At 45.5% G+C, this 21940-nt stretch carries 18 protein-coding genes; 5 read left to right on the top strand and 13 right to left on the bottom strand.

What is annotated here, in order from left to right; translation table 11 throughout:
* Nucleotides 1-41: 41 nt before the first annotated feature.
* The 6 genes from hscB to JFC06_RS07060 form a co-directional block, all read right to left on the bottom strand.
* Entirely contained in the window at nucleotides 42-623 is a 582-nt protein-coding gene (gene hscB / locus JFC06_RS07085) for a Fe-S protein assembly co-chaperone HscB (protein ID WP_198334487.1), read from the bottom strand.
* A 156-nt stretch (nucleotides 624-779) separates the two neighbouring features.
* Nucleotides 780-1100 (bottom strand): iron-sulfur cluster assembly protein IscA, encoded by a 321-nt coding sequence (iscA, locus tag JFC06_RS07080; protein ID WP_021814983.1) that lies wholly within the window; start codon nucleotides 1098-1100, stop codon nucleotides 780-782.
* A 218-nt stretch (nucleotides 1101-1318) separates the two neighbouring features.
* A complete protein-coding gene (gene iscU, locus JFC06_RS07075; RefSeq protein WP_198334486.1) occupies nucleotides 1319-1729 on the bottom strand; it encodes a Fe-S cluster assembly scaffold IscU in 411 nt (136 codons plus the stop codon).
* A gap of 154 nt (nucleotides 1730-1883) precedes the next feature.
* A complete protein-coding gene (locus tag JFC06_RS07070; protein WP_198334485.1) occupies nucleotides 1884-3110 on the bottom strand; it encodes an IscS subfamily cysteine desulfurase in 1227 nt (408 codons plus the stop codon).
* Nucleotides 3107-3616 (bottom strand): Rrf2 family transcriptional regulator, encoded by a 510-nt coding sequence (locus tag JFC06_RS07065; RefSeq protein WP_193005361.1) that lies wholly within the window; start codon nucleotides 3614-3616, stop codon nucleotides 3107-3109. Before JFC06_RS07065 ends, JFC06_RS07070 begins: the two co-directional genes overlap by 4 nt.
* Before the next feature lie 461 nt (nucleotides 3617-4077).
* A complete protein-coding gene (locus JFC06_RS07060) occupies nucleotides 4078-4722 on the bottom strand; it encodes a hypothetical protein (protein ID WP_198334484.1) in 645 nt (214 codons plus the stop codon).
* 519 nt (nucleotides 4723-5241) lie between these two features.
* Between JFC06_RS07060 and JFC06_RS07055 the strand changes: the two genes are divergently transcribed.
* Nucleotides 5242-5514: an HU family DNA-binding protein gene (locus JFC06_RS07055; protein WP_045445077.1), complete on the top strand. Its 273-nt coding sequence runs from the start codon at nucleotides 5242-5244 to the stop codon at nucleotides 5512-5514.
* A 401-nt stretch (nucleotides 5515-5915) separates the two neighbouring features.
* Complete coding sequence (locus tag JFC06_RS07050) at nucleotides 5916-7790, top strand: SurA N-terminal domain-containing protein (protein ID WP_198334483.1); 1875 nt, start codon at nucleotides 5916-5918, stop codon at nucleotides 7788-7790.
* Nucleotides 7791-7942: 152 nt separating this feature from the next.
* Here the strand turns inward: JFC06_RS07050 and purH are convergent, their stop codons facing one another.
* The 6 genes from purH to mrcB all read right to left on the bottom strand — a co-directional run bounded on the left by purH (nucleotide 7943) and on the right by mrcB (nucleotide 16046).
* Entirely contained in the window at nucleotides 7943-9523 is a 1581-nt protein-coding gene (gene purH / locus JFC06_RS07045; protein WP_193005704.1) for a bifunctional phosphoribosylaminoimidazolecarboxamide formyltransferase/IMP cyclohydrolase, read from the bottom strand.
* Nucleotides 9524-9675: 152 nt separating this feature from the next.
* Nucleotides 9676-10038: a DNA-binding transcriptional regulator Fis gene (gene fis / locus JFC06_RS12340; RefSeq protein WP_193005705.1), complete on the bottom strand. Its 363-nt coding sequence runs from the start codon at nucleotides 10036-10038 to the stop codon at nucleotides 9676-9678.
* 183 nt (nucleotides 10039-10221) lie between these two features.
* The gene (locus tag JFC06_RS07035) at nucleotides 10222-11472 is read right to left on the bottom strand and encodes a DUF3426 domain-containing protein (RefSeq protein ID WP_198334482.1); all 1251 of its coding nucleotides are present in this window, start codon (nucleotides 11470-11472) and stop codon (nucleotides 10222-10224) included.
* Nucleotides 11473-11653: 181 nt separating this feature from the next.
* Nucleotides 11654-12580: a 50S ribosomal protein L11 methyltransferase gene (gene prmA / locus JFC06_RS07030; protein ID WP_193005707.1), complete on the bottom strand. Its 927-nt coding sequence runs from the start codon at nucleotides 12578-12580 to the stop codon at nucleotides 11654-11656.
* 131 nt (nucleotides 12581-12711) lie between these two features.
* Nucleotides 12712-13518 carry a tetratricopeptide repeat protein gene (locus JFC06_RS07025; RefSeq protein ID WP_198334481.1) on the bottom strand — a complete coding sequence of 269 codons (807 nt, stop codon included), beginning with the start codon at nucleotides 13516-13518 and terminating at the stop codon, nucleotides 12712-12714.
* A gap of 32 nt (nucleotides 13519-13550) precedes the next feature.
* Nucleotides 13551-16046 carry a penicillin-binding protein 1B gene (gene mrcB, locus JFC06_RS07020; protein ID WP_198334480.1) on the bottom strand — a complete coding sequence of 832 codons (2496 nt, stop codon included), beginning with the start codon at nucleotides 16044-16046 and terminating at the stop codon, nucleotides 13551-13553.
* Nucleotides 16047-16454: 408 nt separating this feature from the next.
* Between mrcB and JFC06_RS07015 the strand changes: the two genes are divergently transcribed.
* Entirely contained in the window at nucleotides 16455-19304 is a 2850-nt protein-coding gene (locus tag JFC06_RS07015; RefSeq protein ID WP_198334479.1) for a heavy metal translocating P-type ATPase, read from the top strand.
* Nucleotides 19305-19460: 156 nt separating this feature from the next.
* Here the strand turns inward: JFC06_RS07015 and JFC06_RS07010 are convergent, their stop codons facing one another.
* Nucleotides 19461-20183: a Bax inhibitor-1/YccA family protein gene (locus JFC06_RS07010; protein WP_198334478.1), complete on the bottom strand. Its 723-nt coding sequence runs from the start codon at nucleotides 20181-20183 to the stop codon at nucleotides 19461-19463.
* Nucleotides 20184-20482: 299 nt separating this feature from the next.
* Between JFC06_RS07010 and JFC06_RS07005 the strand changes: the two genes are divergently transcribed.
* Nucleotides 20483-21487: an NAD(+) kinase gene (locus tag JFC06_RS07005; protein WP_226949450.1), complete on the top strand. Its 1005-nt coding sequence runs from the start codon at nucleotides 20483-20485 to the stop codon at nucleotides 21485-21487.
* 42 nt (nucleotides 21488-21529) lie between these two features.
* The gene (locus JFC06_RS07000) at nucleotides 21530-21841 is read left to right on the top strand and encodes a YeaC family protein (protein WP_198334477.1); all 312 of its coding nucleotides are present in this window, start codon (nucleotides 21530-21532) and stop codon (nucleotides 21839-21841) included.
* Nucleotides 21842-21940: the final 99 nt, after the last annotated feature.

Here is a 21940-nt window from a genome sequence, read left to right as displayed (position 1 = left end):
TGGTAGATAGGGTGGATCATGTAAATCTAGCTGTTAGATATTTAGACGTACAAATCGTCATCATCTGAATGTTCAGATGTCGCTACCTCATCAAGACCAGTGGTCACATCAGCATTTAATTTGACTAAGAATTTTAGTTTTTGGGTGGCGTCAATCGCCGTTTGCCAGTCTTTGGTCTGGTAGGCGTCCTCAAAACGCTTGGACTGTTTAGACAGCCGTTCTACAATCTGTGGATGTAACTGGGCTAAGGTCTGGCGATCTTTGCCCTCAATGGCGTCATCCAGCTCAATACGCATCTGCATCGCATCTTCTAAAAAGTCTAAGTCTGCGATGGAGTGTTCGACATTTTGCGCTTGACCTGCTAGATCTAACAAATAGCTAGCACGACTGTCAGGGGCGCTTAATGTTTGATACGCTTGGTTGATTAGTGCTGAGGTTTGCTCAGATTGCTGTTGGGCTTGAGCAGTATCTGTTAGGTTTTTGGCCACATTATCCGGATGGTAACGCTTTTGTAGGAGGCGTAGCTGTTGATCAAGACGCTCTTGATGAATTTCAAACTGTACAGGTTGCTCAAATAAGGCAAAGAAATTATCAAACTGTGCTTCTGGAGTAATGTCTGTCATATCATACGCCTTGTTTTTTATTTATTTTTAAATTCTTTGTCTAGCTATGTTTGCGCACAGGCTTATCATACTGGCTACCACTGTAGCCACAATAGTTTATCACTGCTCGAAGGGAAAATTAGACGTTTTGATCACAGTGACTGTCAACGGTAGACCTTAAACGGTAAAAGATTCACCGCAGCCACATTCCCCTTTTTGATTGGGATTGGTGAATTTAAAGCCTTCGTTTAACCCTTCTTTTTCATAATCCATCAATAACCCATCCAAATAGACCAAGCTTTTGGGGTCAATAAAGATGCTGACGCCGCGACTTTCGTAGCGCGTGTCATTTTCGTCCGGTGTATCGACAAACTCTAAAACATACGCCAAGCCCGAGCAACCCGCTGTACGTATCCCTACACGAATACCTTCACCTTTGCCGCGATTGTCCAAAAAATCTCGAACATGCTGAGCGGCGCGTTCTGTCATTTCAATCATGCCAACTCCCATTGACTATCAATAATAAATATCAATAAAATTCTATATAAACTGGCAACCAAAACGACGAGCTTGCCAAAATAATATGCTAACAACGTTGAGAAAATAAAAGGTGACAATTACATAAGCGTCATTGTCACCTCTTTAGCATTAGTAGGGGTTCAATGAACCGCTACCAAAGCATTGCTAATAAAACAATAGCGCATACGCTAATAGGTTTAGCTGGCGGCTTCTTCTGTTACTGCTGCCGTGCTATGCTTGCCTTTATAGTCGCTAATCGCGGCTTTAATGGCATCTTCTGCTAGTACAGAACAATGCACTTTTACAGGTGGTAACGCCAGCTCTTGAGCGATATCGTTGTTTTTGATTTCGCCAGCTTGATCCAAGCTTTTGCCTTTGAGCCACTCAGTTACGAGTGAGCTTGAAGCAATCGCTGAACCGCAGCCATAAGTTTTAAAGCGTGCATCTTCGATGATACCATTATCATCCACTTGGATTTGTAGACGCATCACATCGCCACAGGCTGGGGCACCAACCATACCGGTACCAACATTTTGGGCATTTTTATCAAGATTGCCAACGTTGCGTGGATTTTCGTAATGATCAATAACTTGGTCACTATAGGCCATGGGGTTTTCTCCTAGTTAGGTGATGAGTAGTCACTTATTAACTTTGAAACGCTATCTACTCATCGATAATTGGGGTCAAACACTTAACTTTAATTGTCTGATGAACGGAGTAATGGTTATATTTGATAACCATATTGCTCTTTTATTCTGTATTTTAGTGCTCAGCCCATTCGACTGAGTTTAGATCTACCCCTTCTTGGTACATATCCCAAAGTGGGGATAGGGCGCGTAATTTATCAACCGCTTCATGCATTTGCTTGATGACCGTATCGATATCTTCTTCAGTGGTATAACGACCGAAGCTAAAACGAATGGAACTGTGGGCCAACTCATCTGGACGACCAATAGCGCGCAGTACGTATGATGGCTCAAGTGTCGCTGAGGTACAGGCTGAACCTGATGACACTGCTAAGTCTTTTAGTGACATCATGAGAGATTCGCCTTCAACGAAGTTAAAGCTAATATTCACAATATTAGGGACGCTATGTTCAAGATCACCGTTTAAGTAAATCTCTTCGATATCTTGCAGGCCATCCCACAATTTTTGGCGTAGTTTGGCAACATGGGCGTGGTCTGTATCAAAGCGCTCATTGGCTAAGGCAAATGCGGCACCAAGGCCGACGATTTGATGCGTAGGTAATGTACCTGAGCGCATGCCACGTTCGTGACCACCGCCGTGCTGTTCTGCTTTCAGGCGAATACGTGGCTTACGACGAACGAATAGGGCGCCAATGCCCTTAGGGCCGTAGGCTTTATGACCTGAGAAACTCATCAAGTCGATTTTCATTTTTTCGAGATCGATTTTTACTTTACCAACCGATTGTGCCCCATCAACGTGGAATACCACGCCAGCTTCGCGAGTGATTTCGCCAATGGCAGTGACATCAGTAATCGTACCAAGCTCGTTGTTTACCATCATGAGTGACACTAAAATGGTGTCCTCACGTAGCGCTTCTTTTACTTGCTCAGGTAAGATCAGACCAGAGCTTGGCTGTGGCTCAAGATAGGTAATGTCAAAACCTTCTTGCTCAAGCTCACGGCAAGTATCGAGTACGGCTTTGTGTTCGATTTTACTGGTAATAATGTGCTTACCACGAGACTGATAAAAATGGGCTGCACCCTTGATAGCTAAGTTATCAGATTCGGTCGCGCCAGAGGTAAAGACGATTTCGCGTGGATCTGCGTTAATCACTTCAGCGACTTGCCCGCGAGCGGTTTCTACCGCTTCTTCCGCTTGCCAGCCGTAACCGTGCGAACGTGAGGCTGGGTTACCAAAGATGCCATCTACAGTCAGATACTCGCTCATTTTAGCCGCTACTGATTTAGCAACTGGCGTGGTGGCGGCATAATCTAAGTATATAAGGTTGTTATGTTGGCTCATGCTGGGTTTGCCTCGCTGTTCGATAGAGTAATAGTATTGATGTCTTTTATAGAAATATCTTTAGTGGATGTGTGCTGACGTTCTGACACTGATTGCACATTTTCCATGTCTAATAATTGCGCTAATGTTATATTTTTCAAGTACTGCTCAATGTGATTAGACAACGCACACCATAAATCGTGGGTTAAGCACATTGTACCACCTTGACAGTCTCCGCGCCCTTCACATTGCATTGCATTAACAGATTCATCGACAGCAGAGATAATGCTCATTACATCTATTTCATGTAATGGTTTTGCTAGATGATAACCACCCGCTGCGCCGCGAATACTGGTAACAAGGCCACGTTTACGAAGTTTGGAAAACAACTGTTCCAGATAAGAGATCGAGATTGATTGCCGTTTGGCTATATCAGATAGGGATACGGCGCTATCTTGTTGGCTGGTTTGTAACGCCAAATCTAGTAACGCAGTAACGGCATATCTGCCTCGAGTAGTCAAACGCATGTGTTATCTCCAAACTTTTATGTCATTTTTATTTAACAACGATCTTAGTCAGATGAGATTCGCAATGGCTTATAAAGTCATTTAAAAGCTATTGGATGAATATCAAAGCGACTAAGTTGTGTCTTATCGTTATTAAACAACAGATGATTAACCCGATGTGTGCAACGATTAAGCCAATTATACTTAATCCTGAGTAATTTAGTCAAGATTAAAGTGTGGTTAAATGGTTAATCTAGCTTATTAACACGATTGATAAAAACAATGGCTGATAAAAGGTGGGAGTGGTAAGAGCACTAAAGAGAGGATAAAGCGAATTTAACGGTTTTAAACTACAAAGGTAAGTTTACTTCTAAAACCTGAAAATATAGAAAAAAGCGTCTAACACCCTTTAAGAAGTGTTAAGCGCTTTTTTTTCAGTCGTTAGCAGCAGAAGTCAATTATGAACGATCATACGGTCAAAACTAACTCATTAACAGTGCGATAATAGCCCCAATCATAACAATGACAGCCACCACAGCGACGATAGTTAGGGTTTTTTGTTTGCTTTGCAGTTCTTTTAGCGTGGTTTCAAGCTCACGATTTTTGATGGTTAGGGTGTTTATTTGGGTCTGTTGTTCCTTAATACGTAGCTGATAGCTTTCTTTTTTATCCGCCATTTCAGCTTCAGAAGGCTGGTGCTTGCCTTTGCCACCTTTGAATTTCTTAATCAAACCTTGAATTAAGCTACCAAGACCAAGCTGCATGATGAACTGTTTCACCAATTGCACCTGAACAGACTCACCGCGCATTTGGAGTTTTTCAGTGGTTTCGCTATCATGAGTGGTGATCGCATTAATGATTTGGATACTATAGGCATTAATAACGACATCAGGTTCACTACGGCCCACGGGCAATTGAGCATCTAGTAAGACACCTTTGGGGCTAAAGGTGGCAAAAATCTCGACATGGGGCAAATACAAACGCAACGCCACGACCGTACCTTGCTTGGCAAGGGGATAGGCAGCTTTACGTAGTTCAGGGTCCAAACGTAACAATAGTGTCAGCGCCGACTCGATGAACACCAAAATAATATTAAGAAAAGAGTGAGACAACGTAGAACGCTTCATGAAAATAATCCGTTTTTTTATTTGATAAATCAGAGGCAAAAGGCAAATAAAGGGCTAAAGTCTACCCACCGTGATGCAGTGATATTTTGCTTATAGTAACGCCTTTATAGTAAAAAGTAACGCTCGTTTCTGTCAGTTGCTAAATTATTAACTGATAATTTAATGGTCAATAACCACACTAAGATTGATGCTTAGTATGGACGAAAACAGTGGGTTAGTGACTATGAGGGGTAACTGATAACCGTTTTATGTCAAAAAACCCCTTATATCTTAGCTAAAATAGCGAGCTAATCAGACAGTTGCAAAGGCTTTGCGTAACATTGAGTGTCAAATACGTAGTACAGTGGACAAAAATATGTAAAATCGCTTGCGCTCCTTATGCTGCCTTGATATAAAGACGATAACAAAGCGAAACCTGTTAATACGCAGTCAGGTGGTTTTTATTGCTTAAATGCGATGAGAGCGTTACAATACTTGGCGTGAGCGTTTATTATCCCCCTTAAACTTGAAGGAAATTTTATGAATAAGTCAGAATTAATTGATAGCATCGCAGACAAAAGTGGTCTAAATAAGACTCAAGCTGGCGATGCATTGAATGCTGTTATGGAAAGTGTTGGTGAAGCATTAGAAGCTGGCGATAGCATCTCACTAGTTGGTTTTGGTACATTTAGCGTAAAAGACCGTAAAGCACGCACTGGCCGTAACCCTAAGACTGGTGAAGAGCTTAGCATTCCAGCAAGTAAAGTACCAAGCTTCAAAGCTGGTAAAAACTTAAAAGAGCGCTTAAACTAAGCCACTCTTTTAAAGTGGACGCTGATAACAACGTATGACACGCATAAAGACAGCGTTTACTATGAGTCATATAATAGATGAACGTTCATGGCTTAGATTGTAATCTCAATGATTATATGAACGAGAAGTGAACGAAAAAAAGCACCTAGTCATTAGGTGCTTTTTTTATCGGTTTAGTTTGTGTCATTCAACGTGAATATTTTGAGTCTGTATCAAAAATCACGTATCATAGGGCGCGCGATAGATGCGTTGTCTAAACAAGGCTGCTTGCACAGGCCTTATTGTTCTCTATTAAATGTACACGTTCTTACTCTTACCATTGCGGGCTTAGATAGCATTGATATTAATAATAGTATTACAATGGTTTTTCATCAATATAGGTTAATAAAGCAGAGATAACTATGGATAAATTGCGCGATTTCTTAAAAAGTTGGCCAGGTCGCATTTTATTGATTTTATGCCTATCGCCACTCGCTCTACTGGGTGTCGAAAGCTATTTTGGCGGCGGGGTCGATCCCAACCAAATCGCTCAGGTGGGTGAAGCAAGCGTAGGGTTGTCCGAGTATCAGACTGCCGTCAATAGCCGTCGCTCCGAAATTCTAGAGCAAGTTGATGATGCCAGCCTATTGAATGAAGATGTGCTGCACGAGCAGGTACTAAAGGGGCTTATTGATCGTACGTTGTTAGAGCAGCAAGCGGGCAAGCTTGGCATGACCGTCTCTGATGACACCATCAATCGTTTATTGCGTCAAGAAGAAATCTTTAAGGATGCCGAGGGGAATTTTTCTAACGAGCAATTTTCAAACTTTTTGCGTCAGCGCGGTATGACTAAAGATCAGTTATTTGCAGAGTTCCGTAATCAGCTGAGTCTCGATCAACTCAATGCGAGTATCGTGGGTACCGCTGTTTATCCAATGCAAGCGGTCAGCCAGCTGATTGATCTCCAGCTTGAATCCCGTAATATCTGGCTACATCGGTTTAAGTGGCAAGATTATGTGGATCAGGTTAAGCTGAGCAAAAACGATATACAAGCCTACTATGATGCCAATAAAGACACCCTAAAAAGCGCCGCTATGGTAGATTTGGCTTATTTGCAACTCAGTCCTCAAACCATTCAAGTGGAGGACGTTACTGAAGAAGAGGTGCAGCAGCAGTACGAAGCTTACAAGCAAGGCCTAGCAGTCACCGACGAGCGCAAAATCAGCCAAATCCTATTGACCGGTGATGATGCCAAGGCAAGAGCTGACAAAATCAAAGCTCGTCTCAATAAAGGGGAGTCTTTTGCTGCATTGGCAAAAGCAGAATCTGATGATCCGTCAGGAGAGACAGGGGGTGATATCGGCCGATTTAACCCAAGCGTGTTTGGTAATGATGCTGCTGCGGTTGAAAAAGCGTTAGCAGGGTTGAGTGTTGGCGATGTAACCGCACCGATTAAAACCAACTTTGGCTATCAGATATTTACTGTCACCGAAGACAATGGGCGCAAAATACCCACGCTAGACAGTATGCGTGACGAGCTAACCGCTAAAGCAAAAGAGTATAAGCGTCAGGAAGTCTATGCAGATAAAGTGACAGCGATTAATGACTTGGCAGCGGATGGTTTTAGTATCGAAGACATTGCTCAGCAAGAGAATGTAACGCTAAAGCGTATCAAAGACTACCGTAAAGAAAACAACCAGTCAGTACTGTCACAACCCGCCGTAATCAAACAAGCCTTTGATGAGTTTACTATTCAGGATCAGGCAGTGACGGCCGGCATCGAAGTTGGTAATGGTACAGTGTGGGTGCAGCCAAGTAACTATCGTCCGACTAAAACGCTGACCTTAGCCGCCGCGACGCCAAGAATTACTCAGACACTACGTCAACAAAAAGCCACGGCATTGGCGCTAAAAGAGGCTAAAGCGTTGGCCGCTGGTATTAAAACACCTGCGGATATTGCTAAGCAGCCCGTCAACCTTCGGTCTCTAGGTGAGGTCAATCGTCAAACAACGCTATTGACAGAAAAAGAGCGCGGCTTGGCCTTTAGTCAGCAAGCGGCTAATAATGGCGTCGTGGCAATCGCTAGTGAGACTGAGGCGGGAGCGACCTTGTTGGTCGGCGATCGTATCAAAACGCAGCAGCAGTCACCGTTGTCTGATGTGCAAAGAGCGCAAACCGCTGCAATCATTCGTGATAATTTAGGTCAAGATCAGCTACAAGACTATCTAGATTATCTGCGTTTGCTGTATAAAGTTGAGATTAATGAATCCAACATGGCAAACGCACAAGGGCGTTAAGCATTTGCATGGTCGTTAATGCTAAATGGCTATAAGAGAAGCGCATAAAAAAGCCACTGTAAGTTACAGTGGCTTTTTTTATTGGTCAATGCTGCTTGTATATGTCAACAGCATCTTGGCTTTTTCTACTGCAATGTAATAATCACGATGGACTAATGGCGGAAATGGCGCATGCCCGTAAACACCATCGCGATACCGTGCTCGTTTGCCGCAGCAATGGTTTCATCATCACGCATAGAGCCACCTGGCTGAATAATAGCAGAAATGCCCACTTCAGCAGCGTTATCAATACCATCACGGAACGGGAAGAAGGCATCAGAGGCCATCACAGCGCCTTCAGTGGCCAATCCAGCATGCTCCGCTTTAATAGCAGCAATACGGGCTGAGTTGACACGGCTCATTTGTCCTGCGCCCACACCGATGGTGCGCTGACCTTTTGCATAAACAATAGCGTTAGATTTGACGTATTTTGCTACGTTCCAGCTGAACAGTAGATCGGCAATCTGTGCTTCAGTTGGCTGTACGTCAGTGACGATTTTTAGGTCATTGGCCGTGATTAAGCCAAGATCTTGTTCTTGTACTAACAGGCCGCCGTTGACGCGCTTGTAGTCAAGTTGTGAGTCGCGTTGATCGGGCGCTGGTAGCTCACCACATACCAATAAACGCACGTTTTTCTTTGCAGCAGTCGCCTCGAGCACACCGTCTTCAATACTAGGGGCAATAATGACTTCTACGAATTGATTGTCGATAATGGCTTTCGCCGTAGCAACCGTTAATGGACGGTTAAATGCAATGATACCACCAAAAGAAGACTCAGGGTCAGTACTAAAAGCGGTGCGATAAGCCGTTACTTGGTCGTTATCAGCAGCGACACCGCACGGGTTGGCGTGCTTAACGATGACGCAAGCAGGGGTGTTAAAGGCTTTAACGCATTCAAGCGCGGCGTCGGTATCAGCGATATTGTTATAAGACAGTGCTTTTCCTTGCAATTGCTTAGCAGTCGCGATAGATGCTTGCTGGCTTTTTAGCGGTTGGTTTTCGGTATAAAAAGCAGCGCTTTGATGAGGGTTTTCACCGTAGCGTAGGTCTTGTGCTTTCTCAAGCTGCACATTAAACGTACGTGAAAATTTCTCAGGCGTTTGCGTTTCATTGACACGGCTGCCGAGGAAATTGGCAATCATACCGTCATATTGTGCGGTGTGTTCAAAAGCTTTGACTGCTAAGTCGTAGCGTAGGGCCGTGGTCAATTCCGTGCCATCACCTAAAGCGGCAAGGATGCGCTCATAATCTGCTGGATCGGTCACGATACCCACGTGAGCGTGATTTTTCGCCGCCGAACGCACCATGGTTGGGCCACCGATATCGATGTTTTCGATGGCATCGTTCATGGTTACATCAGCCCGAGCGATGGTTTCAGCAAAAGGATATAAGTTGACGACAACCAAATCGATGCGCTCAATCGCGTGGTCACTCATCACGGCATCATCTGTACCACGGCGGCCCAAGATACCGCCATGAATTTTAGGATGTAGCGTCTTTACCCGACCATCCATCATTTCAGGAAAGCCCGTGTAATCAGACACTTCAGTCACGGCGACGTTGTTTTCTGTGAGTAACCGATAAGTACCGCCAGTAGACAGTAAGCCAAAACCTGCTTTAATAAGGCCTTGCGCAAACTCAACGATATTGGATTTATCGGAGACCGATAATAGGGCAAGTGGGGTTTTACTCATAAAAAAATTCCATAAAAAAAGCCTGACGTAAACGTCTGGCAAGGAGATAACGACAACTATTGCTAACCGTATCACGATGGATACAGTCATAAACGTTCAGTTGCCATGGAGAATTGTTGTCAGGGACAGTAAATGAGATCATATAGCTGGCGCTACATCAAGTCATAGGTTTTGAGTTTTTTGCGTAAAGTACCGCGATTTAAACCTAGGATTTGCGCGCACTTGGTTTGATTCCCCCGAGTTTGTTCAAGGACAACGGATAACAGCGGTTCTTCGATTTGCTTTAAAATAAGCTCATACAAGTCGGTGGGTGTCTCATCGCCTAGCATCGCAAAATACTGTCGTACCACGCGCTCAACATGGACGCGTAAAGGTTCTTGCATATTGGTTGCGTGGCTGTTTAAAGAAGCGCTAAGGTCGTGAGTAAAATGAGGGTAGTTGTCTTTATTATAGTCGGCAGGATGCTCAGAGCTTTTGGCAAAACGTTGGGCGTTATGCTGTGCATGAGGTGCCATAAGATAATGTCCTTGAGAGTAGAAAGAAGCAAACCATAAGAGGTTAGGGTATTATATCAAATAAATATTGTCTAGCGCTGACAGATTGGTCGCTATCTGAGCCGCAACGCTGCTTATCAAATCATGTTCAATACTATTTACAGAAACCTATGATAGAAACCTATTTTATTTATAAAGTGGGGTTCAATACAGAGGAGTTACCGTCACTTCGCGAATGTTTGTGTTGGCCACAGGGGTTGTAAAGAGTAACTGTCGGCCACTGTCAGCAGCTAATTGGTTTTGTTTGCTTAATAGGTAGTCGTTTGGTGCTGCGATAAATTCTCCAATCAGATTATTGGTACCATAAACGCTGACTTTTACATTGGGGTAGAGCTGCGCTTTTGTGCTTTGGTTGTGTAGAGTGGCACTCACATCGCTGAATGCACCAGTTACCTTGATTTGACTAGGCCGATGATTGAGATCAGTCACGGTTAAGGCGCTCAAATCGGCATTTGGCAAACTACACGCCGCAATCGAACAGAGTGCGTGGAGGCGCTGGGCATGAACGGGGTCTTTAACCAGTGTCTCTAGGTTAAAAATGACGTATTGGGCAAACAGTAATAAGGCTAATACCAAGCAGCCAAGCGACCATAGTACTGATGCTACCGAATAGTTCTCTGACGGTGGTGCAGTGCTAGCTTGAGCTTGTCTGGCACGCGCGTCCGCCCTGCCATCTTCGTCTTTAAGCGATACACCCATATCGAGCAACAGTTGTGATAAATCTGTATCGTCTTGCGGCGTCTCGGCGCTTTTATCTTCCTCTTTCAGAAGCGCTTCGAGCCAAGCGTTGTCCGCAGCCTCATCGACACTTGCGTGAATGTCATTAGCCGCTGCTGAACTCAGGGCAACCTGTGCGGATGATGACGGCTCGGTTATAGGAGCAGAGGATGTTGGTTTAATGGATGAGCGGCTGTTTTTAATACTTTTTTTAGAGGGCGTATTTGATGGCGTACTAGCGGCTCTAGAAGCATTACTGGCTTGAGTCAACCAAGCTTCCATGCTGTCTAGTGAGTCATACTCTAAAATGGGGTCTGCTGGCTCATCGATGTCCATATCATCATGAATTAAGTCATCGTGAATCAACTTGTCAGATGAACAATTTTTTGTAGCGGGCTTACTCAGTAAAGACTTAGCATTGCTTGAGCGCTTCTGGACTTTACGATGAGTATTAGATGGCTGTGCTACGCCAGTATCTGGTGTGAATGTCGTGGTTATATCGGTTTGAGTAGTGGACGTGTTAGGAGTATCAGTGGTGACAATAAGATGTTTATTCACCAAAAAACTTTGTTGGCAGTGATCACAGCTGACGGTAGTATTTACTTTATTTAACTGAGTTTGTTTTACTTTAAAGCAAGCGTGGCAGTGCGGGCATTGAGTTTTTATGGGCGTGGTCATAGGGTCGAATCCAAAAAAGTATGGTTATCAATACCGCTTAGCCACTCACTAACAGCTGCCTATAAGGCTAAGACTGTCATCTAAACTCTCTATAAATGCAACCATTACAGGCAAGGACAGAGTGGCGCCAAACACATAACATTTGACTGCCCTCTATCGTAGCAGATGTAATTAATTGTTGCTAGCCTGTAAATGTACCGGACAAACGCTGCCAATGTTGGTCTTCTTGTGCGGTAAAGGCATGCTTTGGATCAAGCGCAAAATAAGGCTGATAAGCAGCAGCGACCGCTTCAGTCTGTGATTCAATCAAACCCGCCAATACGATACGGCTATCAGTCTTCACTAAAGTGGCAAAGTAAGGGGCCAAGCTGATAAGCGGTTTTGCCAAAATGTTTGCCACGAGCACATCGACAGGTAAAACCTCATTTTGTGCACAGTAGTCGCTAAACTCTTCTGGTAAAAACGCTTGGAGGCGCCCATCGACGTGGTTACGCTCAGCATTTTGATTGGTGGCGAGTACGGCTTGTGGATCGATGTCGACCGCATACACTTGGCGTGCCCCTAACAACAACGCTGCGATGCCCAAAATACCTGAGCCACAGCCATAGTCAATGACTACTTTATCTGTTAAATCCTGCTCTGTGAGCCAGTCAAGACACAAGCGAGTAGTGGCGTGATAGCCAGTACCAAAGGCCAGTCCTGGGTCCATAATGATGTTGGTCGCATCAGGATTTGGCGGTGTGAGCCAATTGGGTACAATCCATAAGTCATTAGCGCATTCGATAGGGTGATAGTTGCTCATCCACTCGCGCTCCCAGTCTTTGTCATCAACGGCACTCAGCCAAATACGTGTAGCGTGTACTTGTGCGGCGATTTCGTGACTTAAATGTTCGACAGCCTGTCGGCTACCAGCATCGGTCGTCGCATCAAACAGGCCTGTTAGGATAACCTCGTCCCATAAAGGCGATTCGCCAGGTAGCGGCTCGAATAAAGGTTGGTCGCCTGCGTCGTCTAAAGCGATTGATAAAGCGCCGGCTTCCAGTAGCAGCGCCTCCGCCAAATCGACGTTTGCTTTTTCACATTGTAAGTGCAGTTGTTGCCATGCCATAACGATAACCTTAAGCTAAAATAAAATAAATAGGTGAGTTGGAGAAATTATAAATGCGTAGGGTGCAAAAGTTAACGAGGTCACTTTTGTACTGACTACTCAAGAGTTTGATGACGCAGTGTTTACAGGTACTAGCGTAAGGCTTGTTTCGCTTCACTGACCACACGTGCATTACCTTGTGCTTGCCCTGATTGCAAGATGATTTGCCACAGTGCCCGTCTGCGACTCGTATCTTGAGAGACACTAAGGCCACGGCGTGCCATGGCTTCAGCCTTACGCGGTTGGTTCTTTTTTAAGGCCACTTGAGCCAAGTAAAAGTACACCGCAGAGGATTTTGGCGCTAAGCGCTGAGCACGGGTAAAGCTGTTTTCAGCATTGGTCAACTCGCCAGATTTTAGCTGCCTGATACCGACTTGCATCAGATTGCGAAATGCTGGCAGGGTGCTGTTACTACTGGCAGATTGCGGTGTGCGTTGTTGTGAGTTTTTTCTTGCCTGTTCTAGTAGCTCATTGTGTGACGGCGCTGCTGGCTCAGAGATGACGTAGTCATCGCGAGAAGGCGCAATAATAACCGTATCAGGTTCAGTTGTCACGGGGTTAGAGGATGGAAAGGCAGGCGTGTCTTGCGTCAACGGATTTGGTGTGCCCGAAGGTTCAGAGGAACGATCAGATTCGATCGTATAGTTGTCTTCTGTTCTGATAATCGGCGCTTGTGTGACAGCGGGCGTCGAGGTGGCTTGTGTTTGCGCTGATGTAACAGTTTGAGCGGGTGTTTTTTGTATAGAGGTTTCGGTATGGGGCGCCGTCTGACAAGCGCTCACACTTAGCATCATAGCAAGAGCACTGACTACGGACATTGTATTGACTGGCGTCGCTTTTTTAAGCCGCGTGATAATGGGCGGCTTGGCTGATACAGTTTGCGTTAGAGGAAACACCATGTTGAGACCTTTTTTAAGTTTAAAAAACACTTTTAGAACCATTCAACGGCACGATCATACCAAGTATCAGTACGACTTTCTGTACCATTATCAGTTTGTCCGTCATTGTCTTCTTGGCTATCGGTGTCAACGGCTTCACCATTTGGAATCTCTAAACCTTCACGGCGGCGTTGCTGGTTGATAGCACCTTGCTGGCTTTGCTCACGCGCCTGATCTTGTTGATACAATCTAAGCGCACAACTGCTGGCTTCTTCTGGTAGATGCGCTGACATCACTGGTAAGTAGCGCGCATCGGCACAGCGCTCGTTAGACAGCTTGCCTGAGTTGTTTTCAAGCCACAGCCATTCGATACCTTCAGGCTCGGGTAGGGCCACAGGTGTGAGTTTTAAGCGTTTCATGTAATCTACCCAGACCGGTAGTGCGCCAGTACCACCGCTCAAACCTATCGGCTTGTTGTCGTCGCGGCCCACCCATACCACACTGACATAATTGCCACTATAGCCTGCAAACCAAGCATCGCGGTAATCGTTTGTCGTGCCTGTTTTGCCCGCAAGATTCAAATTGCTACCAAGTGATTGCGCACGTCTAGCGGTACCATTTGAGACCACTTGCTGTAGCGCGTAGTTTGTCAAAAAATTGGTTTCAGGTGGAATGCTACGCTGAGTATTTAGGCCAGTACGCTGCAAAATACGGCCGCGATCATCAATCACAGTGCGAATACTATGAATAGGCGTGCGAAAGCCCCCAGTTGCAAAAACTTGATAGATACCAAGCATATCCATAGGGCTAAGGTTGACAGAGCCTAACAACGCTGATGGATAGGGGGGTACTTTTTCTTTAATCCCCATACGTTGTAGCTGCTTGGCAAAGGTGTTGACGCCAAACTCCATCCCTAAGCGTACAGCCGCTTGGTTATAAGATTGCGCTAACGCTGTGGTCAGGGGCACAGAGCCATGATCACGATTGTCATAGTTTTTTGGGTTCCACTCAGTGCCATCGTTTAAAGTGACAGTGATTGGTGAGTCATCTACTGAACTAGCCAAATTATAGCGACCACTCTCGAGCGCCGTCATGTAAATGATCGGCTTCAACAAAGAGCCTACTTGGCGTTTGGCATCGACAGCACGGTTAAATCCTGTAAACTCACTACCACTGCCTACCACTGCCACCAATTCACCAGTTTCAGGGTTGGCACTCACTAATGCCCCTTGCAAATCCTTAGTTTTGCTACTGTTACGACGCAGTTCACCAAGCTTTCTATCAACCGCTTTGTCTGCTGCTAACTGAGCAATAGGATCTAGGGTACTAATAATAGTCAGGCCCTCGTTTTTGAGGTCATCAGAGTAGTAGACAGTATTTAGCTCACGTTTCACGATATCCAAAAAGTCAGGGAACTGACTCTTGCCTTCCACGGGCTTATCAACGACACCAAGCGGCTGCTCTATGGCTTTGTCGTATTCCTCTTGGCTGATGGAGCCCACTGCCAGCATATTACTCAGTACCACATCACGGCGCGCTTTTGAATCGTTTGGATGGCGGCGTGGGTTATAAATACTTGGTCCTTTGGCCATACCGACGAGCATCGCTTGCTGGTCTAAGCGTAGCTCATTGAGCGGTTTGTCAAAGTAAAACTGTGACGCCAAACCAAAACCATTGATAGAACGGTTACCGTTTTGACCTAAGTAAATCTCATTTAGATAGGTTTGTAAAATTTCATCTTTGCTATAATGCAGTTCGAGTAATACAGCCATCAATGCTTCGTTGGCTTTGCGTTTCAGCGTACGGTCCGAATTCAGATAGAAGTTTTTGATAAGCTGCTGAGTAATGGTCGAGCCACCTTGTCTTGCGCCACCAGAGAAGTTATTAATAACGGCGCGAGCAATCCCACGGAGAGATACCCCTTTGTGTTCATAAAAAGCGCGATCTTCGGTGGCGATCAACGCATCAATTAATGGCTGAGGCACTTCGTCTAAGGAGACGACCATTCGATCTTCGTTACTGTCTGGGTAGATACCACCAATATTCACCGGCTCTAAGCGAATGATGCCACTTTTGGCAGGTAAGGTGCTTTGTACAGACTCAATCTTATTACCCGCAATGGTCATTTTGATGACCTGCTCTTTGTCCACATCGTTGGCACTATAAGTAAAGCCGCGCGTATGGATAAAATAAGTATTGCCTGATCTATGGTAAGTGCCGGTGCGATCATACGCTTTGCTGCTCTGATAATTGAGCAACTCTAGCCATGTCTTCATGGTATCTCTATCGACATTGGCGCCTTGATACAACTCTAGTGGCTGCGAGTACACTTTGGCAGGAATATCCCAGCGCTTACCCTCAAACTTATGAGTGATGGTGCGATCCAGCTTAACTAAATACAGCGCCAATAGCACCATGCCAGCGATGATGACGATTAATAGTAGACTACTAAACACCAAGCCGCGTTGCTGAGAGGGTAGCGTGTGTCTAGCAGACTTAGAGGGCTGTGGTAGCTTGGAGTTTGGTAACTTAGAATTGGATTTTTGCACTGATGTCGCACCATTTTTGGATAAAAAACTGCCTCATAATGACTCAAATTGACAAATTTTTCAATCTATCATCGTCAACGCAGGCATTCATTGGTCGTAGATCAGGGGTGATAGGGCTGTTTACCACGAGTGCTTATAGTATAATCTCTATTGTAATACTCGTATTCATCATAAAGTATGAGCCGCTTTTAATTGGGTTTACCAGTGCCATATAAGACAGCAAGTTACGATTGTTATCATGATGTGTTTTGTATGGATCCGCCATCGTTTCTTATTCTGTGCTAACGGGTCGAAGCCAATACGATTGAAAATCGCATTTTGAAAGAGGGCACGCACCCTTAACGATAGCAAGTTTACTGAGAGCGAATAGGGTTTAAGCAAACCTATATAAAGGAAGTAAGCGCGATTATGTCTAGTACCTCATCACCAGTGTCATCCACCACCAGCCATCATTATGAAGACAACTCTATCACCGAAGGTTTGGTGCTACCACGCGCAGGTCACTGCTTCCACTGCGGTGATCCCGTACCCCAGCCCCCGTTTCATGCAGAGATACTAGGCAAGTCTCGTGAGATGTGTTGTATGGGGTGTCAGTTAGCGTCACAAAGTATCGTAGAAGCAGGGCTTGAGCAGTATTATCTCGACCGCTCAGAGATTAATCGCACGGCAAGCCTACCCACCCAGCTGACTCGACTTGAAGCTTACGATCATGACGAGATAAAGTCGCAGTTTGTCTACGCGCAAGATGGTCTGTCAGTGGCAGAGCTCTCTGTCAATAACTTACGCTGCGCTGCCTGTACGTGGTTGATCGAGTCGCGCCTCGATGAGTTAGAGGGCGTTAGTAAATGTCAGGTGAATTTGACCAACCAGCGTATGCGGGTGATTTGGAATGAAGAGAAGCTACCGATCAGCCGTATTCTAGCCATCATCAATGAAATCGGCTACGAAGCTAAGCCTTACCGGCAAGATACCCATGAAGCCATGCTGGCGCGCCACAACAATCAAATGCTATTACGTCTAGGTATCGCGGCATTGGGTTCGATGCAGGCGATGATGTATGCTGTGGCGCTTTATTTTGGTGAGTACAGCGACATGTTGATATTCCAGCGTGATTTTTTGCGGTGGGTATCTTTATTTGTCAGCACGCCTGTCTTCTTTTATGCCGGTATTCCTTTTTTTACCTCAGCATGGTCAGCGATACGGGCTCGCCAAGTCAATATGGATGTACCCGTTAGCTTGGCCTTGATCATCACTTTTTTTGCCAGCCTCTATGCCACCGTTACTGGACAAGGAGAGACGTACTACGACTCAGTCAGTATGTTTATCTTCTTTTTATTAGCAGGGCGTTATATTGAACACAATGCCCGTTTAAAAGCCGCCACTATGGCCAATGATCTGGTGGTGGTGGAGCCTGTGCTGGTCCAAAAAGTGGCTGAAGATAAAAGGGCTGCGGCGCGTATTTTACAGCAGCTCAAGGATAACGAATCTCAGCAGAATGAGACGGATAAAGCCATTAAAGAGTCTACCGCGCCGACTGGTGTATTGATTGTCAATGAGATGGGCGAGCAAAACGTGTCAAGCACTAAAGCAGAAGCCATGCCTGACTTTATGCAGCGTATGGAGGCCAATGTCCATCAGTTAACGTCGCGTATTGCCCAAGACTGGCAGCAGTCACGCAATCAGTTGTTAGCGCGATCAAAAACAGAAAATGATTTAGAAAATAATGCAGAAAAGAAGCAGATGGTGACAGCCCATAGTTTACAAGTGGGTGACATTGTTATGGTTGAAGCTGGTTCTGAGATCATTAGCGATGGTATTTTGCTCAGTCCAACCGCAACGGTATCGCAAAGTCTGCTAACCGGTGAGGGCGACCTGATTATCAAGAACCAAGGCGACTATATCGTTGGCGGCGCGCAAAACGACAGCCAGCCGTTTGAGATGCTGGTCACAGCATTGCCAGAAGACAGCCAAATAGGCTTGATTGATAGACTGATGAACCGTGCCATGAGTGAGAAACCAAAACTTGCGCAGCAAGCGGATAAGCTGGCACGTTGGTTTGTGGCGCGGATATTAGTATTGTCGGTCTTGGTCTTTATCGGTTGGTACATGGTCGATCCAAGCCAAGCCATTTGGGCCACGGTAGCGGTTTTGGTCGCGACGTGTCCTTGTGCGCTGTCCTTAGCGACACCCATCGCCCTAACGGTGGCGACCAATCGACTGGCCAGCTACGGTTTTTTGACGACGCGTGGGCATACACTGCAAACGCTCGCTGAGATCACCCACGTGGCTTTTGATAAAACGGGTACGCTGACTTATGGTAAGCCAAATTTACTAAATATTGAGCCAGCCACGCCTATCAATCAAAATGACCCTAACGCTTTAGCACTATCTGCGCAGAAAGATGAGCTATTAGCCATCGCCGCAGCTTTAGAGGTGGGTAGTCGCCATCCAATCGCGCATGCCTTACTGACGGCTGCTTATCAGTTACATCTACCCGCGACCCAAGCGTTGCAGCATTATCCAGCAGGTGGGGTGGAGGCCATGATTGATGGCGTTGTGTACCGCATTGGACATGTGGACTTTGCTTTAGATAGCCTTAATACTCATACCACTGGCAATCATGATTTGACCATCGATTTGGGGGCACAGCGAGCCAGCTCAGCGGTGGTACTGTCCTGTCAGAAAAGGGAGTCAAACACTTGGCAAGCGCTGGCGTGTTTCTATTTTAATGATAAGGTGCGTGATAGTGCTAAGCCAATGCTTGACGCGCTTAAAGGGCTGGGCATTGAGTCTGTGATGCTAACAGGTGACCCAAGCCCACAAGCGCTGGCGATGGCTGAGCGCTTAGAGATGCAGTTTGCCTACAATGGTCTATCACCGACGGATAAGGTCAACCATATTCAAACATTGCAAGCCAAAGGGGCGGTGGTATTGATGGTTGGGGATGGGATCAACGATGCCCCCGTATTAGCAGCGGCCGATGTTTCGACTTCGATTGCTGGCGCGGCGGATTTGGCGCAAGTGTCGAGTGACAGTATTATTTTGAATGGACAAATCGAAGCCATTACTGCGGCCAAACGTATCGCCGATAAAACCGAACGCATCATCAAGCAAAATTTTCGCTGGGCACTGATGTATAACGGTGTTGTGTTGATTCCAGCTGCTTTAGGCTATGTACCGCCTTGGCTTGCTGCTATTGGTATGTCGCTAAGCTCATTGTTTGTGGTGTTAAATGCGCTACGTCTGAAACGCGCCTAATGTCACTCTAAAAAATATCATTCTAAAAATGGCTTGGCGCTGTCTATCTGTTTTAATGACTAGAAGTGGGGCTGGCACTACGCCATAAAAAAAGGCCGTCTTTAATAAAAGGCGGCCTTTTTATTGAAACCAAATGATCGTTAGACAGACGTTAGATTAGTCTTGTAGGTAGCTTAGTAGACGCATAAATTCGATATACATCCACACTAGGGTGGCAAGGATACCGATACTGAATAACCATTCGTAATCTTCAGAAACCCCCATCGCCACACCGCGATCGATGTTATCGAAGTCTAGCAGTAGCGTGAAAGAAGCGATAACAATCACGAATAAGCTAAAGCCAATAGCAATAGCGCCACCTTCAAACAAGAAGGGTAAGGACGAGCCGAATGCTAAAGAAAGCACCCATTGCGCCACATACACAAGCATGATAGCAATAACCGCTGAGGTCACAATCGAGCGGAATTTTTCAGTGACTTTAACCAGACCTGAGCGATATAGCCCTAACATAACGGCCGCTGTCACAAAAGTTGCACACATAGCAGTCACTGGCACGCTTGGATACATTCTCATAAAGAACAGAGAAATACCGCCCAAGAATATGCCTTCTAAAAGTGCATAAGGCACTGCTAACGTTTTGGCTTTTTGTGGCTTAAAGGTGATAAAAAGAGCGAGACCAAAAGCGGCAAACATACTACCAAAGGCTGCCATCGTAATAAAACCTTGCGACAAACCAGCCATGAGGGCATAAAAGAAAAAGCCCACACCAGTGATAGCGGATAATCCAAGTAACAGACTGGTCTTTTGAATCACGCCCTTGACCGTCATAGGATTACCGCCGATCGCAAGCTCTGCGCGACTGACAATAGGATTGGCCATACATGTATCCTTAATAAAATATAAACAATATAGATATGAGCTACTTTAGCAAAACCCTTATTATTGTCAACTGTGTTTACGTGACAGCCATCAAGGCCTCGCGCCACTCTAGAGTCGCCCAATGGACTAGCATAAAGAGGGGTTAAGTAGCGATATGAACACGTCTAAAGTTAACGTGTGATAGCTGTTATATGGGGTTGATTACGACAGTTAACAACGATAATTCATAAACATGCTAGTCTAAGTAATCATTTATCGCTATCATTGCCTTGTATTTTACCGTTATGCCGAGTCGTTTTATGGAAAACTCAGCGCAGTCAGCACGATTGCCACACTTACATGAATCAGAGCTGTTCCACGCTATCAAAAACCCTGCGTTTAGGCGCATTGGGTTAATGGGCCGCGCTGGAAAACGCAGTGTCACTCAAAGTCTGGTGCAGATAGCCCAAACGATCAATGACATGAACCTCACATTGATTATGGACGTGCAAACGGCTAACTTGCCAACCTTAAACCTCACTGAGATTGAAAAAGTCAAAATCGTTAAACGTGGCTTGATCGGTGAGATTTGTGATTTGGTCATCGTCGTCGGTGGTGATGGCTCGATACTACATGCCGCTGAGGCGCTGGCACGTTACCGTGTGCCAGTACTTGGCGTCAATCGTGGCCGTTTGGGGTTCTTGGCTGATGTAAAACCTGAAGAAGCCGCGTTTAAACTACGTCAGGTGCTGATGGGTGACTATCAACTGGATCATCGGTTTCTCTTAACCATGGAGATACGAGAAGGGCGCAATATTATCCATGAAGATATGGCCCTCAATGATGTGGTATTGCATGCGGGTAAATCGGTACATATGATTGATTTTCAGATGAAAATTGATGGTCAGGATGTTTATAGGCAGCACAGTGATGGCTTAATAGCAGCGACACCGACGGGTTCTACCGCGTATGCTTTGTCTGGAGGTGGCCCCATCATACATCCGAGCATGGATGCCATTTGTCTGGTGCCTATGCACCCTCATACGTTATCTAGTCGACCCATTGTGGTGAGTGGCAACAGCGAGGTCTGTATTCGCATTCATGAAGACAATCGTACTCAGCCGATGGTGAGTGCCGATGGCAAGCCAAGCGTACCACTTGAGCAAGAGCAGCGCCTTTATATTCGTAAACATCCTGATAAGCTAACGTTGTTACATCCGCCAGGATTTGATTTTTATGAGGCTTGTCGCACCAAATTGCACTGGAATGTCCATGCAGAAGAATTCAGTCTTGATGTTGATGATGATATTATAGACGATGAATAATCACATCTGTTATATAAAAAATAGTGGTGGAGAGTAGATAGGATGGACAAACAAATAATATTAGCCAGTTTAACGCCAGAAGTGGTTGATAAGTTTCGTATGGCGATTGAACTCGGAAAATGGCCTGATGGCCGCAAGTTAACCGCTGAGCAGCGCGAAACCTGTATGCAAGCGGTCATGGTGTGGGAGCATGAACATCTGCCGCCAGCCGAGCGTACTGGCTACATTCATAAGCCAGTCAAAGAAGACGGGTCTGTCGTTGGCGCTGACTGTGATGTCGAGCATGAGCATCATTATCCCAATATGCCAAATCCTAAAGGCGCCGTGCAACCGGTTAAGTTCCGTGATAAATAAGTTCCATTATCGGCAACAAGCATCCATAAAAAAGCCACGCTAGTTGAACTGACCCCCAAAACTTGGACGGTTTAGTTTAACCCAAGGACTGAGTTCTGT

It is taken from the genome of Psychrobacter namhaensis (assembly GCF_016107545.1).
In the GTDB taxonomy this organism is placed as follows: Bacteria; Pseudomonadota; Gammaproteobacteria; order Pseudomonadales; family Moraxellaceae; genus Psychrobacter; species Psychrobacter namhaensis.
Note: the sequence above shows the minus strand (reverse complement) of the source record. Positions and strands in the feature narration are given on the sequence as shown.

Bases quoted from the DNA above. Each gene is read 5' to 3' on its own strand.
- JFC06_RS07000 (WP_198334477.1), top strand. From the start codon at position 21,530: ATGGACAAACAAATAATATTAGCCAGTTTAACGCCAGAAGTGGTTGAT.
- JFC06_RS07025 (WP_198334481.1), bottom strand. From the start codon at position 13,518: ATGGTGTTTCCTCTAACGCAAACTGTATCAGCCAAGCCGCCCATTATC.
- JFC06_RS07050 (WP_198334483.1), top strand. From the start codon at position 5,916: ATGGATAAATTGCGCGATTTCTTAAAAAGTTGGCCAGGTCGCATTTTA.
- hscB (WP_198334487.1), bottom strand. From the start codon at position 623: ATGACAGACATTACTCCAGAAGCACAGTTTGATAATTTCTTTGCCTTA.
- JFC06_RS07055 (WP_045445077.1), top strand. From the start codon at position 5,242: ATGAATAAGTCAGAATTAATTGATAGCATCGCAGACAAAAGTGGTCTA.
- prmA (WP_193005707.1), bottom strand. From the start codon at position 12,580: ATGGCATGGCAACAACTGCACTTACAATGTGAAAAAGCAAACGTCGAT.
- purH (WP_193005704.1), bottom strand. From the start codon at position 9,523: ATGAGTAAAACCCCACTTGCCCTATTATCGGTCTCCGATAAATCCAAT.
- iscA (WP_021814983.1), bottom strand. From the start codon at position 1,100: ATGATTGAAATGACAGAACGCGCCGCTCAGCATGTTCGAGATTTTTTG.
- JFC06_RS07070 (WP_198334485.1), bottom strand. From the start codon at position 3,110: ATGAGCCAACATAACAACCTTATATACTTAGATTATGCCGCCACCACG.
- JFC06_RS07035 (WP_198334482.1), bottom strand. From the start codon at position 11,472: ATGACCACGCCCATAAAAACTCAATGCCCGCACTGCCACGCTTGCTTT.
- JFC06_RS07015 (WP_198334479.1), top strand. From the start codon at position 16,455: ATGTCTAGTACCTCATCACCAGTGTCATCCACCACCAGCCATCATTAT.
- JFC06_RS07010 (WP_198334478.1), bottom strand. From the start codon at position 20,183: ATGGCCAATCCTATTGTCAGTCGCGCAGAGCTTGCGATCGGCGGTAAT.
- iscU (WP_198334486.1), bottom strand. From the start codon at position 1,729: ATGGCCTATAGTGACCAAGTTATTGATCATTACGAAAATCCACGCAAC.
- JFC06_RS07060 (WP_198334484.1), bottom strand. From the start codon at position 4,722: ATGAAGCGTTCTACGTTGTCTCACTCTTTTCTTAATATTATTTTGGTG.
- JFC06_RS07065 (WP_193005361.1), bottom strand. From the start codon at position 3,616: ATGCGTTTGACTACTCGAGGCAGATATGCCGTTACTGCGTTACTAGAT.
- JFC06_RS07005 (WP_226949450.1), top strand. From the start codon at position 20,483: ATGGAAAACTCAGCGCAGTCAGCACGATTGCCACACTTACATGAATCA.
- fis (WP_193005705.1), bottom strand. From the start codon at position 10,038: ATGGCACCTCATGCACAGCATAACGCCCAACGTTTTGCCAAAAGCTCT.